Source organism: Alloalcanivorax xenomutans (assembly GCF_900217905.1).
Lineage (GTDB): Bacteria > Pseudomonadota > Gammaproteobacteria > Pseudomonadales > Alcanivoracaceae > Alloalcanivorax > Alloalcanivorax xenomutans.
Genome location: NZ_OBMO01000009.1, coordinates 122,836 through 137,216, shown reverse-complemented (window position 1 = coordinate 137,216; position 14,381 = coordinate 122,836). Strand labels below are relative to the sequence as shown.

General features: G+C 59.0%; 20 protein-coding genes. 8 read left to right on the top strand and 12 right to left on the bottom strand.

Annotated features, from left to right (window positions below):
* Positions 1-144: 144 nt before the first annotated feature.
* Together CRO06_RS08995 and CRO06_RS08990 are read right to left on the bottom strand one after the other, a co-directional pair.
* Complete coding sequence (locus CRO06_RS08995) at positions 145-567, bottom strand: hypothetical protein (protein WP_022996956.1); 423 nt, start codon at positions 565-567, stop codon at positions 145-147.
* 167 nt (positions 568-734) lie between these two features.
* The gene (locus CRO06_RS08990; protein ID WP_097058277.1) at positions 735-1,250 is read right to left on the bottom strand and encodes a GNAT family N-acetyltransferase; all 516 of its coding nucleotides are present in this window, start codon (positions 1,248-1,250) and stop codon (positions 735-737) included.
* Between the two features lie 67 nt (positions 1,251-1,317).
* On the opposite strand from CRO06_RS08990, the gene CRO06_RS08985 reads away from it, so the two are divergent.
* Positions 1,318-1,713, top strand: a complete 396-nt coding sequence (locus tag CRO06_RS08985; protein WP_097058276.1) for a VOC family protein — start codon at positions 1,318-1,320, stop codon at positions 1,711-1,713.
* An 8-nt stretch (positions 1,714-1,721) separates the two neighbouring features.
* On the opposite strand, the gene CRO06_RS08980 is transcribed toward CRO06_RS08985, so the two are convergent.
* Both CRO06_RS08980 and CRO06_RS08975 read right to left on the bottom strand, forming a co-directional pair.
* Entirely contained in the window at positions 1,722-2,195 is a 474-nt protein-coding gene (locus tag CRO06_RS08980) for a nuclear transport factor 2 family protein (protein WP_022996959.1), read from the bottom strand.
* A 16-nt stretch (positions 2,196-2,211) separates the two neighbouring features.
* Positions 2,212-2,757, bottom strand: coding sequence for a TetR/AcrR family transcriptional regulator (locus tag CRO06_RS08975; RefSeq protein WP_026948406.1), 546 nt, complete (start codon positions 2,755-2,757; stop codon positions 2,212-2,214).
* Between the two features lie 206 nt (positions 2,758-2,963).
* On the opposite strand from CRO06_RS08975, the gene CRO06_RS08970 reads away from it, so the two are divergent.
* Together CRO06_RS08970 and CRO06_RS08965 are read left to right on the top strand one after the other, a co-directional pair.
* The gene (locus tag CRO06_RS08970) at positions 2,964-3,659 is read left to right on the top strand and encodes a glutathione S-transferase N-terminal domain-containing protein (protein WP_097058275.1); all 696 of its coding nucleotides are present in this window, start codon (positions 2,964-2,966) and stop codon (positions 3,657-3,659) included.
* Between the two features lie 18 nt (positions 3,660-3,677).
* On the top strand, positions 3,678-4,283 hold the full coding sequence (locus tag CRO06_RS08965) for a 2-hydroxychromene-2-carboxylate isomerase (RefSeq protein ID WP_022996962.1): 606 nt from the start codon (positions 3,678-3,680) through the stop codon (positions 4,281-4,283).
* A 9-nt stretch (positions 4,284-4,292) separates the two neighbouring features.
* Here CRO06_RS08965 and CRO06_RS08960 read toward each other — a convergent pair whose 3' ends face one another.
* A complete protein-coding gene (locus CRO06_RS08960) occupies positions 4,293-4,928 on the bottom strand; it encodes a DUF1287 domain-containing protein (protein WP_031228905.1) in 636 nt (211 codons plus the stop codon).
* 112 nt (positions 4,929-5,040) lie between these two features.
* Here CRO06_RS08960 and CRO06_RS20325 point away from each other — a divergent pair, with 112 nt between their 5' ends.
* Both CRO06_RS20325 and CRO06_RS20320 read left to right on the top strand, forming a co-directional pair.
* Positions 5,041-5,742, top strand: coding sequence for an AAA family ATPase (locus CRO06_RS20325; RefSeq protein WP_342352126.1), 702 nt, complete (start codon positions 5,041-5,043; stop codon positions 5,740-5,742).
* A 3-nt stretch (positions 5,743-5,745) separates the two neighbouring features.
* Positions 5,746-6,201 carry an AAA family ATPase gene (locus CRO06_RS20320; RefSeq protein ID WP_342352127.1) on the top strand — a complete coding sequence of 152 codons (456 nt, stop codon included), beginning with the start codon at positions 5,746-5,748 and terminating at the stop codon, positions 6,199-6,201.
* Between the two features lie 18 nt (positions 6,202-6,219).
* Here the strand turns inward: CRO06_RS20320 and CRO06_RS08950 are convergent, their stop codons facing one another.
* Together CRO06_RS08950 and CRO06_RS08945 are read right to left on the bottom strand one after the other, a co-directional pair.
* Positions 6,220-7,167, bottom strand: a complete 948-nt coding sequence (locus CRO06_RS08950; protein WP_097058274.1) for a DUF481 domain-containing protein — start codon at positions 7,165-7,167, stop codon at positions 6,220-6,222.
* A 123-nt stretch (positions 7,168-7,290) separates the two neighbouring features.
* Entirely contained in the window at positions 7,291-7,740 is a 450-nt protein-coding gene (locus CRO06_RS08945) for a UPF0158 family protein (RefSeq protein ID WP_097058273.1), read from the bottom strand.
* 305 nt (positions 7,741-8,045) lie between these two features.
* On the opposite strand from CRO06_RS08945, the gene lysM reads away from it, so the two are divergent.
* Entirely contained in the window at positions 8,046-8,483 is a 438-nt protein-coding gene (lysM, locus tag CRO06_RS08940; RefSeq protein WP_097058272.1) for a peptidoglycan-binding protein LysM, read from the top strand.
* A gap of 22 nt (positions 8,484-8,505) precedes the next feature.
* Complete coding sequence (locus tag CRO06_RS08935) at positions 8,506-8,892, top strand: DUF2780 domain-containing protein (protein ID WP_022996969.1); 387 nt, start codon at positions 8,506-8,508, stop codon at positions 8,890-8,892.
* A gap of 132 nt (positions 8,893-9,024) precedes the next feature.
* Here CRO06_RS08935 and CRO06_RS08930 read toward each other — a convergent pair whose 3' ends face one another.
* The 5 genes from CRO06_RS08930 to CRO06_RS08910 all read right to left on the bottom strand — a co-directional run bounded on the left by CRO06_RS08930 (position 9,025) and on the right by CRO06_RS08910 (position 13,976).
* Positions 9,025-10,227 carry an acyl-CoA dehydrogenase family protein gene (locus tag CRO06_RS08930; protein WP_022996970.1) on the bottom strand — a complete coding sequence of 401 codons (1,203 nt, stop codon included), beginning with the start codon at positions 10,225-10,227 and terminating at the stop codon, positions 9,025-9,027.
* Between the two features lie 21 nt (positions 10,228-10,248).
* The gene (locus tag CRO06_RS08925; protein WP_097058271.1) at positions 10,249-11,535 is read right to left on the bottom strand and encodes a TRAP transporter large permease; all 1,287 of its coding nucleotides are present in this window, start codon (positions 11,533-11,535) and stop codon (positions 10,249-10,251) included.
* The gene (locus CRO06_RS08920; RefSeq protein WP_158549003.1) at positions 11,532-12,068 is read right to left on the bottom strand and encodes a TRAP transporter small permease; all 537 of its coding nucleotides are present in this window, start codon (positions 12,066-12,068) and stop codon (positions 11,532-11,534) included. Before CRO06_RS08920 ends, CRO06_RS08925 begins: the two co-directional genes overlap by 4 nt.
* 5 nt (positions 12,069-12,073) lie before the next feature.
* A complete protein-coding gene (locus CRO06_RS08915; protein WP_081706040.1) occupies positions 12,074-13,111 on the bottom strand; it encodes a TRAP transporter substrate-binding protein in 1,038 nt (345 codons plus the stop codon).
* 106 nt (positions 13,112-13,217) lie between these two features.
* On the bottom strand, positions 13,218-13,976 hold the full coding sequence (locus tag CRO06_RS08910; protein ID WP_097058270.1) for an IclR family transcriptional regulator domain-containing protein: 759 nt from the start codon (positions 13,974-13,976) through the stop codon (positions 13,218-13,220).
* A gap of 67 nt (positions 13,977-14,043) precedes the next feature.
* Here CRO06_RS08910 and CRO06_RS08905 point away from each other — a divergent pair, with 67 nt between their 5' ends.
* Positions 14,044-14,340 (top strand): CoA transferase, encoded by a 297-nt coding sequence (locus CRO06_RS08905; RefSeq protein ID WP_097058269.1) that lies wholly within the window; start codon positions 14,044-14,046, stop codon positions 14,338-14,340.
* Positions 14,341-14,381: the final 41 nt, after the last annotated feature.

Genomic DNA, 14,381 nt, shown 5'->3' with positions numbered 1-14,381 from the left:
CCGCTGCAAGCGAATACCCGACACCATACACCGCATTCGCCAGCAGGCTGGCTCCCACAGCGGCCTTGTAGCAACTTCTGAATTCATTTCTCCAAGGCCCGCAAACAGGCTTGGGGAACCGCCCGGACGGCGGGCAACCGAGAACTAGTGCGTGTTCTCATTCTCCTCCTCATCCAGCAACTCCAGGATGAGCTTCTCTCCCCGGTTCATGAACGGTCCCAGTCGTTCCACGAAAAGAACCATTAATTCCCGGTCGCATTCGATCACTGTTCCCACCCACATTTTGAACAGGGCAAAAGCGTAGGAAGCAAAGCGGTCCGTTTCCGCGTATTCATCCTCGCGCTGATTCAGTTCCTCGATATAGCCCATCTTCACGTCTTCCGAGGCCATCATGAACTCATCCATGGTGCCAAAGCGGCTGAAGAACAAACCGGAAGCACGCGCCAGGTGGAAACTCACCGCCTCCTGCGCCACGTCATTGGCCTTTTCCAGACGGGTAATGGCTTCTTCAATCTCCGTTTTGAAATCGTCGCGGGTATAGGGGTCTTGCCCATCACTGAATTCCATGGTTCTCATCCCTTAGTTATTCTGTTGTTCCATCATTAAGAAACAGACTGTTTCCCCTTCCCCTTTTAAGCAGCCGCCAGGCCGGTGTCAACAATCGGAAGGGGAACGACGTCTCGTCAGAAAAAGGGGACATACACTATTTGCGCCGTCCCTGTCATGAGCGATGACTATGGCTCCGGCGCGTCCGTCAGGAAACACTGCCAGTACCCGACATCGATCCAGCGCTCGAATTTTCGGCCCACCGCACGCAGACCGCCGCTTTGCCGGAACCCGACTTTCTCGTGCAACGCCACACTGGCGGCGTTCGGCAAGGCAATAACCGCCATCACCGTATGCAGCCCCTGATGACGAAGTTGTGACAGCAAAGACAGATACAGACGCTCGCCCAGACCCTGACCAACCGCCCCGGCATCAATGTACACCGTGGATTCAACACTGAACCGGTAGGCATGGCGATCATGCCAACGGGTCGCGTAGGCGTATCCGGATAATTCGCCCGCCGTTTCCGCCACCCGCCAGGGCAATGACGACGCCTTGACTTTCTGGATGCGCCGGGCCATTTCCACCGCCGCTACCGGTTCCGTTTCAAAGGTCGCGATGCTTCGGTGGACGTAATGGTTATACAAAGGCGCCATGGCTTCGGCATCAGCGAGGCAAACATCCCGGATCACGGTCTCCGGCATTGTCTCCATCCTTCAATGATGACTAGACTGATGCTCCTGATTTTTGCCTTTTTGACCGGAGCGCGCCATGGCACAGGCAATCACTCCTTTTTTAATGTTCCAGGGCAACGCCGAAGCGGCGTTGCGCTTTTATGTCTCTCTGATCGAGGATAGCGAGATCATCAGCCTGTCACATTATGACGAGACACAGCCGGAGGTCGCCGGAAGGGTGTATCAGGCCATGTTTCGCCTGGGGCAGCAGAGGGTTCGTTGCATCGACTCACCAGTTCCCCATGATTTCGATTTCACGCCGTCGTTTTCCTTCTTCATCGACTGTGACAGCGAAGAAGAGCTGACCTCCCTTTATAACCGTTTGTCCGAACAAGGGGAGGTCATGATGCCTTTGGACGATTATGGATTCAGTACTCGTTTTGCCTGGGTAGCCGACCGTTTCGGTGTGTCCTGGCAACTCAATCTGCCATGACCGGTCGGTTATAGGCCCAGATCGGATAAACCGGGGTGGTCGTCGGGGCGCCGTCCCAATGGCCAGTGGAATTTACGCTCCTGCTCGCCAATCGGCAGGTCGTTGATACTGGAGTATCGATGGCGCATCAGACCATCATCGTCGAACTCCCAATTCTCGTTACCGTAGGATCTGAACCAGTTGCCGGAATCATCCCGCCATTCATAGGCATAGCGCACGGCGATGCGATTCTCCGAGAACGCCCATAGCTCCTTGATCAGACGGTATTCCAGCTCCTTGTTCCATTTGCGTTCAAGGAAGGCGCGGGCCTCGTCCCGGCCTTGCACGAACTCGGCCCGATTCCGCCAACGGGTATCCAGGCTATAGGCCATCGCGACCTTATCGGCATCCCGGCTGTTCCAGCCATCTTCCGCCAAACGCACCTTCTCAATGGCACTTTCGCGGGTAAAGGGGGGCAAGGGTGGGCGTGTAGCAGTGGTCATGACCGTCTCCGGTGGTTTATAAAACGTCGCTATCCTGAATCAGGAGGCGCGCCATGCGCGCGGCCCGCTCCGCCGCCCGGGAATCCCCTCCGACGCGGGCGCTGGTGATCGCGCCGTCGATCAGAATCGAGAGATCCGCCGCCACGGTTTCCACATCGGCCACACCACATTCCGCCAGCACCGAACAAAGATAATCCCGCAATCGGCGCTTGTGGGCCCGGGCCACGTCATGAATGGGGCCAGCGGCGACTTCGCCGGCGGCGTTAATGAAAGCACAGCCATTGAAATCATCCCGGGCAAACCAGTCCGCCAGCGCTTCGAAGATCGCCTGCAAGCGTGGCGGCCCCGGCGGCGCCGCTTCGCATTCTGAGACGAGCCAGCGCATCCAACGCTCGTCCCGCTCACGCAGCGCCTCCGCCACCAAAGCTTCCTTGGTGGGGAAGTAGCGGTAAATGCTTTTCCTCGCCACGCCGGATTCACGCACTATGCGATCCATGCCTGTGGCGTGAATGCCACCGCTATAGATCAGCTGTTCGGTGACAGCGAGCAGCTTTGCTCTCACTGTTTGCGGAGACTCCGTGGCGGATTGTCGTGCTGAAGTGATCATGATCAAGAGAGTAGAACGATCATTCTCCACCGTCAACCCACTCCCCTCATGACAACCATCATCCGATCCGTCGCTTTCGCGAAACCGGTGGGAATGTTTTAGATTGGTTTGGCCCGGCGGCATGCCGCCCATAATCATGACAACCACTCCGGGAGACGCTCGTGCTTGACCTGTATTACTGGCCCACCCCCAATGGCTGGAAAATCACCATCATGCTGGAGGAGTGCGGGCTGCCTTACCGCATCGTGCCGGTCAATATCGGCGCGGGAGAGCAATTCGATCCCACGTTTCTCGTGCTCAGTCCCAATGGCCGGATGCCGGCACTGGTGGATCATGCGCCGGAGGATGGCGGCGAGACGGTTTCCCTTTTCGAAAGCGGAGCCATCCTGGAGTATCTGGCCGAGAAGAGTGGCCGCTTCCTGCCCGCGGACCTGCGCGGACGCTATCGGGTCAAACAGTGGCTGATGTGGCAAATGGGCGGCTTGGGCCCAATGCTGGGTCAAAACGGGCATTTCCTGTTATACGCACCGGAAAAGGTACCCTACGCCATTGACCGCTACGGCCGCGAAGCCCGGCGCCTCTACGGCGTGCTGGATCAGGCCCTTGCTGACGCCCCTTGCGTGGCCGGCGACTATTCCATCGCCGACATGGCTATCTTTCCCTGGGTGATGACCCACAAAGCCCAGGGCATCACACTGGACGACTTCCCCAACGTAGCACGCTGGTTCTCGCAGTTGCGGGGCCGCGAAGCCCTGCAAAAAGGCCTGGCGGTGGGCAAGACGCTGCGCCAGAGCACCATGTCCGACGACGCCAAACGAGTCCTGTTCGGCCAGAACCAAACCGCGACCAACGAATAACACCATAAGGATTTCGCCATGATCGAGTTTTACTTCGACTGCTCCAGCCCCTGGACTTATCTGGGCTTCGAGAGTATTCAAAACGTCGCCAAGGACACCGGCACCAGCATCGAATGGAAACCCATTCTGGTGGGCGGCATCTTCAATACCATCAATCCCTCCGTGTACGCTTCGCGGGAAAAACCAGTACCGCAGAAAGCGAGCTATATGCGCAAGGATCTGCGGGACTGGGCGCGCTATCAGGGGCTGGAGATCAATTGGCCGGAGGTGTTTCCGGTGAACAGCGTCAAGGCCATGCGCGGCTGTCTCTGGCTCGCCCCTCAGGGCAAGCTGGTGCCATTCGCCCGGGCGGTGTTCCAGAGCTATTGGCGCGATGGCAAGGACATCGCCCAGGACGACCAGTTGATCCCGATTCTGGAACAGCTGGGCGTGGACCGGGATGCTTTCTTCGCCGGCATCCAGGAACCCGGGATCAAGGACCAGTTGCGCGAGAATACGGAGACCGTCATGCGACGGGGCGGTTTCGGTTCACCCACTATTTTTATCGACGGCGATGACATGTACTTCGGCAATGACCGGATGCCGTTGATTCAGGCCGCCATTGAACGGCGGCAGGGCCGCTGAGACAACATATCAATGGGCATCGACAGGCGATGCCTGCCGGCTGGGAGGCCGGATATAACGGTAGTGCCCGGTGATGGGATAAGAGAACAGCAGATCCTCCAATTCCGGTCCGCGCCCGATGTTGTGAACGATCAAGGGGCGGCCGCTATCGGTGGAACGTTGCCCGGTCACCACGCCGATATGCGGAAGATTACCGGGCAGCATCCAGGTGACCAGATCACCGGGGCGGTAGGCATCGGCCTGGTCGGAGACTGGCAGCGCCGCCCCCTGGCGTTCGAAGAACGTTTGCAGATTGGGCACTCGCCGGTGATCGATATTGGGATCGGGGCGGCGCAACCCCCAGTGGTTCGGATAGGCGCCGAAGGCTAGCGTCATGTCCTCATGCACCAGACGCTGCAGATCCACCCCGGCCTTGCGATAGGAGCGAATCACCACGTCCGTGCATACACCGATATTGTCGGGCACATCACCGTTGGGGTAGCCAATACGGCGATAGCCGCCGTCATAGGTGACGGACACCCGGGTGCGTGCCATGGCGGCATCGACCAGGGCGGCCACGAAGGCGGACTCCGTCGAGGGTTGAGCCACCAGCGGCAACGGCATCGCCCCCAACAGGGCACTGACAATGATGGCAACGGTTTTCATGGGCGCCAGCATAGCACGGCGCCGATGATGCGGAAGGCCCGCTGCCACCGCCTTGAATCAGCGCCGGGATTCCCTTTTACTGGCCACTCCCCGCTACCAGGAACCGCCCAGCATGCTGACCACGCTGGCCATTGGCAACTACCGTTCCGTTCTGAATCTGACCGTGCCGCTGGGGCCCCTGAATGTGGTCACCGGCGCCAACGGCAGCGGCAAATCCAATCTGTACCGCGCCCTGCGGTTGCTGGCCGCCACCGCGCGTGACGACGTGATCGCCGCCTTGGCCGCCGAAGGCGGGCTGGAATCCACGTTCTGGGCCGGACCGGAGACCCTCACCAAAGGCATGCGCAACGGCTCGGTGCCGGTGCAGGGCGGGCCTCGCCAGCACAGCCGCCGCCTGCGTCTCGGATTCAACGATGAGGACTATGGCTATCTGATCGAGCTGGGTCTGCCGAAACCGGACGCCACCACCGCCTTCAATCTGGACCCGGAGATAAAACGGGAACTGATCTGGGCCGGCTCCGGCTATCGTCCGGCCACGACGCTGGTGGATCGCCGCGGCCCGCTGGTGAAAATCCGGGGAGAAGGCCCCTGGCAGGTTATCAGCGAACACCTCAACAGCTTCGACAGCCTGTTCAGTCAGGTGGCCGACGCCCGCACCACACCAGAGGTGGTCACCCTGCGCGAGCGGATTCGCGGTTGGCGCTTCTACGACCACTTTCGCACCGATCAGGACGCCCCCGCCCGGCAGGTCCAGCTGGGCACCCGTACCCCCGTGCTGCATCACGACGGGCGCGATCTGGCGGCGGCCCTGTAAACCATTCGGGAAATCGGCGATGCCCGGGCGCTCGACAGTGCCATCGAGGATGCCTTTCCCGGCGCGCGCCTAGCCATCGTTCCCCTGGACGACGGCCGGCTCAAGATCGCCTTCCACCAGTACGGCCTGCTCCGTCCGCTGACAGCGGCGGAGCTGTCCGATGGCACACTGCGTTATCTGCTTCTGATCGCGGCCTTGCTGACACCACGGCCGCCCTCACTGATGGTTCTGAACGAACCGGAAAACAGCCTGCATCCGGATCTGCTCCCGGCCCTGGCGCGATTGATTGCCCGCGCCAGCCGCCACAGTCAGGTGTGGGTGATCAGCCATGCCAGCCGCCTGGTGGCGGCTCTGAATCAGGCACCGGACTGCCATGGCGTGGAATTGGAAAAAGAACTTGGGGAAACCCACATCATGGGCCAGGGATTGCTGAATACCCCCATATGGAACTGGCCCTAGTTCAGCACACCGGCCCACTCACCAACCGATGCCCAGGCCAAGACTGTAATCGGTTTCATCCAGGTCCTCGGAGAAATCCTTCACCAGATCGGTTTCCACTTTCATGCTCAGTGAAGCCCAGTCGGTGAGCCGGTAGCGCACTCCGAATTCCGCATCCACGGAATACCCCTCCACACCACTCAAGGCCTTGCCAACACTGCCGCGGCCGAACAGTTCGACGGTCTTGCCCACCAGGTACCGGTTGTAATCCCATTGCATGCCCAGCGCGTAGAAGGCCTTGTCGCTTCTCTCTGCGTAGGAGAACTGGTTATAACTAAGCAGCCACGCCAGAGAAAAAGCCCCCAGTTCATTGTCCCAGAACTGGTAACCCGGTCCCGCTCCCAGGGAGCGGCGCCGACGGACATTCTCGAACCAGTCGCGCTGGTATTCGTAGCGGGTCTGCCAGAACCGGCTCTCGGTGACGAAGCGGTCCAGCGCGTACTTGGCGCTCCAGTCCTGCTCGATACGCACATCGTCACGGAACTTGCGGTTGTAGTCCGCCTGCAGGTTATGCCGCCAGGGCCCGTGTCGGGCTTGATTGTTCAGGGTCAGGTCGAAGTCGTCCGTGTCCCGCTCGGCCCGTTCATAGTTGATGTCGAATTCCAGGTCCCCGGTCCATTCCAGGTCCTGCAGGAAGGGCTTGGGGCGCAGCATGCGGGTAACGCTGGCCAGTTCCACCGTGGTTTCTTCCCCGTTGCTGACCACGATCCGGCCAGGCTGCCCCGCCGCCACTGTCTTACTGACTTCGCCATTGCCCCCTGGCCACTTCACCAGCAGCTCGTGGTCACTCTGCAGCGTGCTGATCATCTCCCGGTCAATGGGCACCGAGCCCGCGTAAGGTGTTTCCAACAGCAGCTTGGTACTATCCATCAGCACGATCTCGCCAGTGAGCCGGTCACCATTCTTCAACCAGACGGTGTCGCCCATAGCGCCAGCACTGAGAAATATGAGAGCCGCAAAAAAACAGGATAGACGCAACGGTGCCAATCTCACGGGGTCGCCTTGGGAAACAGGATTGTCATTATCACCGGAACGAGGATCAACCTCCGCTTAATCCTCGTATTCGATCCCCTCCGAGTCCATCCAAGCCCCCAACATCTCCTCCAACGCCTCGTCCCTGAACCGGTGCCATGCATCCTCCAGGCCGAGATCAAAGACCAGCGACTTGAAGCGGCGAAAGGCACCGCGACCTCTGATCGCATCCTCAAGCGCCTCGCTGTCCCTGCCAGACGTCACCGACCAACAGAACTTCTCCATGACATGATACTCATCAAATTCCCATTGATCCGGCATTGGCACGTATTGGTCCGAGGACAACACTTCGCGGATCTTAGGCAATATCTCCTTGAGCCAGTCAGGGCCGTCGGGATCCGGCTCTTCCGCTTTCTGGGCCTCCTCATTCATAACCGGGAAGACCTCCCCGGTTTCTCTATGCATATAACACTGAAACTCATCACCGGCATGCCATTCTCTGGCAACGTCTTTGAGCGATACAGTCATAGTCTCCTCCTTTTAATCTCCGGAGGGTTCTCAACGTCTAATGAAAACCCGCAGTTTCTTTGCGGTGGTCACGTCCCTGATCTCCTCTGCCACCGGCATCAGCAATCATCGCAATTCAGGCTCCATCGATCCGCCGACCATAACCCAACAGTTGCATAACCTGAAGAGCGGTCACGAGACAATCACAAAATAGTGTTGAATTACGGTAAGAAAAGATCACCCGGCATGGTGTTTGCCGTGCCAATAGGGAAATAATCAATCCCTGGCCCCGAGCCTGACCCACCTTAATGTATGAGGAATGCAACATGGATCTGTTCAGCTTTGCGAAAAACATCGGTAAGAAACTGTTCGGTAGCGATGACACGGACGCGGCCGAGAAAATCAAAGCACACATTCTGGAAGACAATCCCGGCGTGTCGAACCTGGAGGTGAAATTCGCCGACGGCTGCGCCACACTCAGTGGCGATTGCGAAAACCAGGCCGCCAAGGAAAAAACCGTACTGTTGGCCGGCAACGTTGAAAACGTGGAAAAAGTGGAAGGTGACGCCGTCACTCTGCCGGCGGAAGCCGCGGTGGAAGAAGTGGAGTACTACGAAATTCAGAAAGGCGACACTTTGTGGAAAGTGGCCAGCCAGTTTTACGGTGACGGCAACAAATACACCGCTATCTTTGAAGCCAACCGCGAAGTCATCAAGGACCCTGACCTGATCTACCCGGGCCAGAAAATCCGTATTCCCAAATAAATACCGGCAAGGAGACAAGGCCATGGACCTGATCAACCAACTGGTATCCACTCTCGGGGTCAGTGGCCAGCAAGCCGAAGGCGGTACCGGCCTGCTGATGAAGCTGGTGAAGGACAACCTCTCCGGCACCGACTTCGGCCGCATTCTGGGCGCCGAACCCAAGCTGGAAGGGATGATGTCGCAAGCCCCGGAAAGTGGCGGTGACTCCCTGCTGGGCATGGCCGGAGGCCTGCTTTCCAGCATGGGCAGTGACAAGCTGGCCGGGCTGACACAGATCGCCGGCGGCATGCAAAAGCTGGGGCTGGACAAGGATACTCTGGTGCAGTTTATCCCGGTGATCCTCCAGTATTTCCAGAAACAAGGGCAAGGCGATATCGCCAGTCTGATTCAGAAAGCACTGCCGTTCTGAGACAACAGGCTCCGGTAATAAACACGCCTTCGTTAAAGGGCCATTACGGCCCATAAAACGGGACTACGAAGCCCGCCGTGGGAGCTTCCCTTGCAAGGCAAGCTCCCGCTGCGGCCTTCCACACCACCGGCGCTACAACATTCCCGCGAAGCGGTTACGCATGGCGTGCCGAGTGGCGTCCTTGATACCCAGGGAGTCCTCGCCAATCAGCACCCGCTGCACGTTCTCGGATCCCTCTCCCACCGTCAGCATGTCAATGTAAGCGTTGATCTTCTTGACCGGGTATTCCGCGGTCAAGGCATTGCCTCCCAGGACTTCCCGTGCCACATCCCCGGCCAGGCGCGCCGCCTGAGTGGCGAAGTATTTGGCACGGGACGCCACCCGGGTCGACACCCGCCCCTGGTCCATGGTCCAACCCACCCGATGCGACATCAGACGCGCCGCCTCCACCGCCACCGTGGCATCGGCGATGCGCTCCTGAATCAACTGGAAGCGGGCGATCGGCTTACCGCCAATGATGCGCTCGTTGGCGTAATTTCGCGCCACATCCAGAGCGGACTGCGCCAGACCGGTCAACCGGCCGCTGACGGTCAGACGGCCGTACTCCAGAGCGTTCATGGCGATACGGAACCCCTCACCCTCCTCACCCAGGCGATTCTCCACCGGCACCACGAAGTCATCCAGAAACACGGTACAACTGCGCAGCGATCTGGACAGGCCCGGCAATTCGATGGGTTGCGCGCTGTAGCCCTCGAATAGCTTCGGCTGCACGATGAACGCGGTAATCCCGGTATGCGCCGGATCGGCGTGCGGGTCGGTTTTGGCAAACAACACCCCCACATCAGTGGCATGGGAAAAAGTAATCCACATTTTCGAACCGTTCAGGCGGTACACGTCGCCATCGCGCCTGGCCACGGTGCGCATGGAACCGGCCGGATCGGAGCCACTGCCTTCTTCCGACAGGGCGAACATGCCAATCTGTTCACCAGCAATCAATCCCGGCACGAATCGCCGCGCCTGCTCTTCCGTGCCCCAGTTGTAGATGGTGTAGGGGCAGGTCATCGATTGCATGTTCATGGCGTAACCGAATTCCGGCGCCAGCCGGGAAATTTCCTCGGCGATCACCGACACCGCCAGAAAGCCGGCGGCACTACCGCCCAGTTCTTCCGGAAACGGCGCGCCGAACAGGCCGGCTTTCCCCATCTCCCGGATCAGAGGGTAAGCAAACTCTTCCCGCTCCTCGAAATCCTTGATGCCGGGAATCAGGTGCTTTTCACAAACATCGGTAACGGCGTCACGCAGTGTCACCAGTTCTTCGGGGAGATCAAAATTCATCACGGTTTCCTATGTCATTCACTATTTCATAAGGCCGGGCAGGAACAGGCTGATCTCCGGAAACGCCAGAAGCAATCCGAGAATCAGCAAATCCACCAGAACGAAAGGAGCCACGCCACGAAAACACTCCGCCACCGGCACCCGGGTAATACCAGAAGTGATAAACACATTGAGTCCGAGTGGCGGCGTCACCAGACCAATTTCCACGGTCTTCGTTATGACGATGCCATACCAGATACCGTCGAAGCCCAGTTGGGTGATCAGCGCGAAGGTTACCGGTACGGTCAATACCAGAATCGCCATCTGGTCCATGAGCATGCCCAGCACCAGATAGATCACCACCAGGGTCAGCAACACCGCCCAAGGCGACAGGTTGGCGTCGTTGATCATGGCGATGAGAGATTGGGTGGCCTGAGTCAGGGTGAGAAAGTACCCGAACATCATGGCCCCGATGATGATCGTGATGATCATCACCGTGGTCCCCAGTGTTTCAGTCATGGCACTGGTGAAACGCCGCTTATCGATACGCCGCATCATCAACACGATGGCCAGGGCCGCCAGCGAGCCCACCGCGCCGATTTCCGTCGGCGTGGCCAGACCGCTGTACAGGCCGCCAATGGTCACCACCATCAACAGCATGGCGGGCCAGACCGGACGCAATGACTTCATTGTGTCGCGCATATCAAACGCCGTGGGTTTGGGCACCAGATCCGGACGCCGCTTACTGAGGACCCAGATGGTGAGGATATAGCCGGCAGCGGTAAGAAGCCCCGGCACCAGGCCGGCGATTAGTAATTTACCCACGGATTGCTGTGTCAGAATGCCGTAAATAATCAGCACGATACTGGGCGGGATCATAATCGCCAGAGTGCCGGCGATGGCGATTATGCCCACCGAAATCCGGCGGTCATAGCCGCTGTCACGCATGGAGGGAAAAGCCGCCGAGGACATGGTGGCGCAGGAAGCGGTGCTGGAGCCGATGATCGCCGCCATGAAGGCGCTGGCGAACACGCACGCCATGCCCAAACCACCATTGAGCCGCCGCAACCAGGTATCGCTACAGGTGATGATATCCCTGGCCATGCCGCTCTGAGCCATGTACTGGGCCATCAGCACGAACATGGGAATAGTCAGCATGGTGTAGGAGGCGGTGACATTGTGAAAGGCATCCGCCAAAAAGCTGTGCACCATGAGCTCCCCGCCCACCAGCCACAGTCCCACGGTCGCCGCCACCATCATCGCGAAGGCGATCGGCATTTCCATCAACAGCAGAACGACAAGCAGGCCGACTCCGATCAAGATAATCATCGCAACGCCTCCCCGCCCTGCTGCATCTCATCCAGGGACGGCGGCGATGGTACTGGTGTCACGCCCAGCAAATACAGGCAGGCATTGGTCAACAGTCGCAGGGAAAGCGCCAGGGTTCCAATCGGCACCCAGACATGGGACAGCCACACCGGCCAGTCGATCACGCCGAAAATCACCCTCTGTTCCTGCCAGTCAGTCCACACCCGCTCACCGGCGTACCAGGTCATCGCCAGCAACATCAAGGCGACCAGCAGATTATTGAACGCGTACAGACATCGACGCACCGCCGGGCTCATGAAACGATGAAACGGCGTCAGGCGAATGAAGACACCGCGCCTCTCCGCCCATGGCAGAGCCAGCGCCACCATGATGACCATCAGATAGTCTTCGGTCAGATTGTATTGAAAGGTCAACGGTGCCTTGAAAAGGTAACGGGCGATCACGTCCAGGCTCACCAATAACATCATCGCCAGCACCGCGGCAACGGCAATGGCCGCCAGGCTCTGCTCCAACAACTTCAGATACCGGGACATCGGCATTACCGGCGGTTTTGTTCGAGGGCATGCTCCATGGACTGCAAGGCCTTACGGCCATCCAGCCCACGTTTCTCCATGCGCGCCACCCACTGCTCACGAACACCATCCAAACGTTGCTCAATGGTTTTCAAGGTGGCGTCGGAGAAGGCGTATACGTCAATGTCCTCGTTCTTGAAATGCGTCAGCAGTTGATCCACTTGTTCCGCCTCGTATTCGCTCAGATGTCGAACGGTCTCGTCGCCGGCCTGTCGGATGGCATGCTTCTGGGCGTCACTAAGGGCCTCATAGCGACTGGCGTTCATGGCGACGGTGATGGCGAAACTGCCGAAGGCACCATTGGTGGAGACACTGGAGGTCACCTCGTCGACCCGATAGGGGGTGATACTCGTCACCGGCAACAGCGTGCCGTCCAGCGTTCCTCTTTGCAGAGCCAGATAGATATCCGGCGCCGCCATGGAGACCGGTGACGCGCCCAGCGCCTGCACCGCCAGGTCCAGACTACCGGAGGAGCGCAGATTCAATCCCTTGAAATCTCCAGGCGAGTCGATGGCCTGCCTGTTCAGTACTACCTGGTAAGGCGGCAACAGTACCGCGAACACGGGTACCAGCCCGTTTTTGTCAAACTCCTTCCGGTAAACACTGTCCGGATCTTGTAATTCGGACCAGTACGCCAGGCTCGCGCGCCTCGAGTCGCGCACCACCCCGGGCAGCATGGTGGCGCCATTCAGGGGCATGCGATCACTGACATAACCAATGCCCACGTACCCTACATCCACCACGCCATCCTGAACCCGGCGCATGATCTCCGAGGCCTTGGCGATCTGCTCCGCCGGATAATGCTGGAAGGACAGATCACCCCCGGTCAGTTCGGTGACTCTCCGCATCCAATACACCGTGCCTTCCCTGGACAAGTAATGATCCAAAGGAAACGAATCCGCCAGGGTCATGTCCCGTGCCTGAGCCAAGGGCGTGGACAGAAGAGTCAGCATCAACCCCCAGAACGGGAGCTGTTTTCGCAAAATCGACGTTGTTATTTTCATTACGTCACCTTTATCGTGCGTTGTTTTGATTCGGCCCAGCCTGAAACAGCAAGGCCTCGATCACGTTACCTCTCCTTTACCATGGTGATGCCCGGCCACGGCCGGCCTATCCCTGAATACGTTGTTCAATCTCCCGGGCCGCGCTGCTGATCAATGGCACATAGTCGGTTACCGCCTGCTCCATCGACATCACTTGAGCTGGCACGATGACATTGAACGAGCACGCGACCCGGTCGCCAAGCAGCACCGGCACCGCCACCGCCCGAATACTCTTGCCTTGTTCCTGATCGCTCGTGGCATACCCCTGCTTGCGAATTTTTTTCAGCAAACGCTCGATTTTTTCGCCTTTCAGTGCACCGTTCTCATCCGGATCATCAAGCCGTGACAAGTGCTGAAGTATCTGTTCCCGTTCCGGCTCCGGACAAAACGCCATGTAGACCTTGCCAAGCGAAGTGGTGGTCATGGACACCCGCGATCCCACCGAACGATTCATTGAAAAGGCGCCCGGCTGCCGGTTGGTATCGGCGATCACCATCTTGCCGTGCTGATAGATACCCAGATCCGATGGCCAGCCGGTTTTATCACGCAACGCTTTCAATACCGGAACGGCGGCCGCGAGAAGCGCGTCGTCCGGACGGAAATTGTTGGACAGGGACAAGACCCGGGCGGTGACGATGTAGCGGCGGCTTTCGTTCATTACCGAGACATAGCCGGCATGCTGCAGGGTATCGAGCAACCGCAGCGTGGACGCCTTGGGCAGGCCGGTGGCATCGGTGATGTCGCGCAGGCTTGCCGGCCCCAGACGATTCACCACTTCCAACACTTTCAGTCCTTTCAGGACCGCCGATACCGGTGCGTATCCCATGCGCCTCACTCTTTTTGAATACTATTGGCTTTCAATGCTGGTTCACTGTGTGAACCTTTGATTCAAAATAGCACGGGATATCCCTTGCGGCCCGGTAAACACGCTGGAAGACTTGCTCGCCGACCCCCATTTACGCGCGGTGGGCTTCTTTCAACAGGTGGATCACCCCAGCGAAGGGAAGCTGCTCGCCACCCGCCACCCGTTGCGCTTCATCAATGCCCCGACGCAACCGGATCGGCCGGCGCCGCGCCTCGGCAATGACAGCCGGGCCGTGCTCAGGGAAGCCGGCTTCACCGATAGTGCTATCGACGCTCTGCGGGCCCAGGGCGTGGTTAGCATGTCCGCCGCCAACGATCCCGGCTGACCGCCAACCCGACTCAGGCATCCGCAGGATTGGTGGGGCCG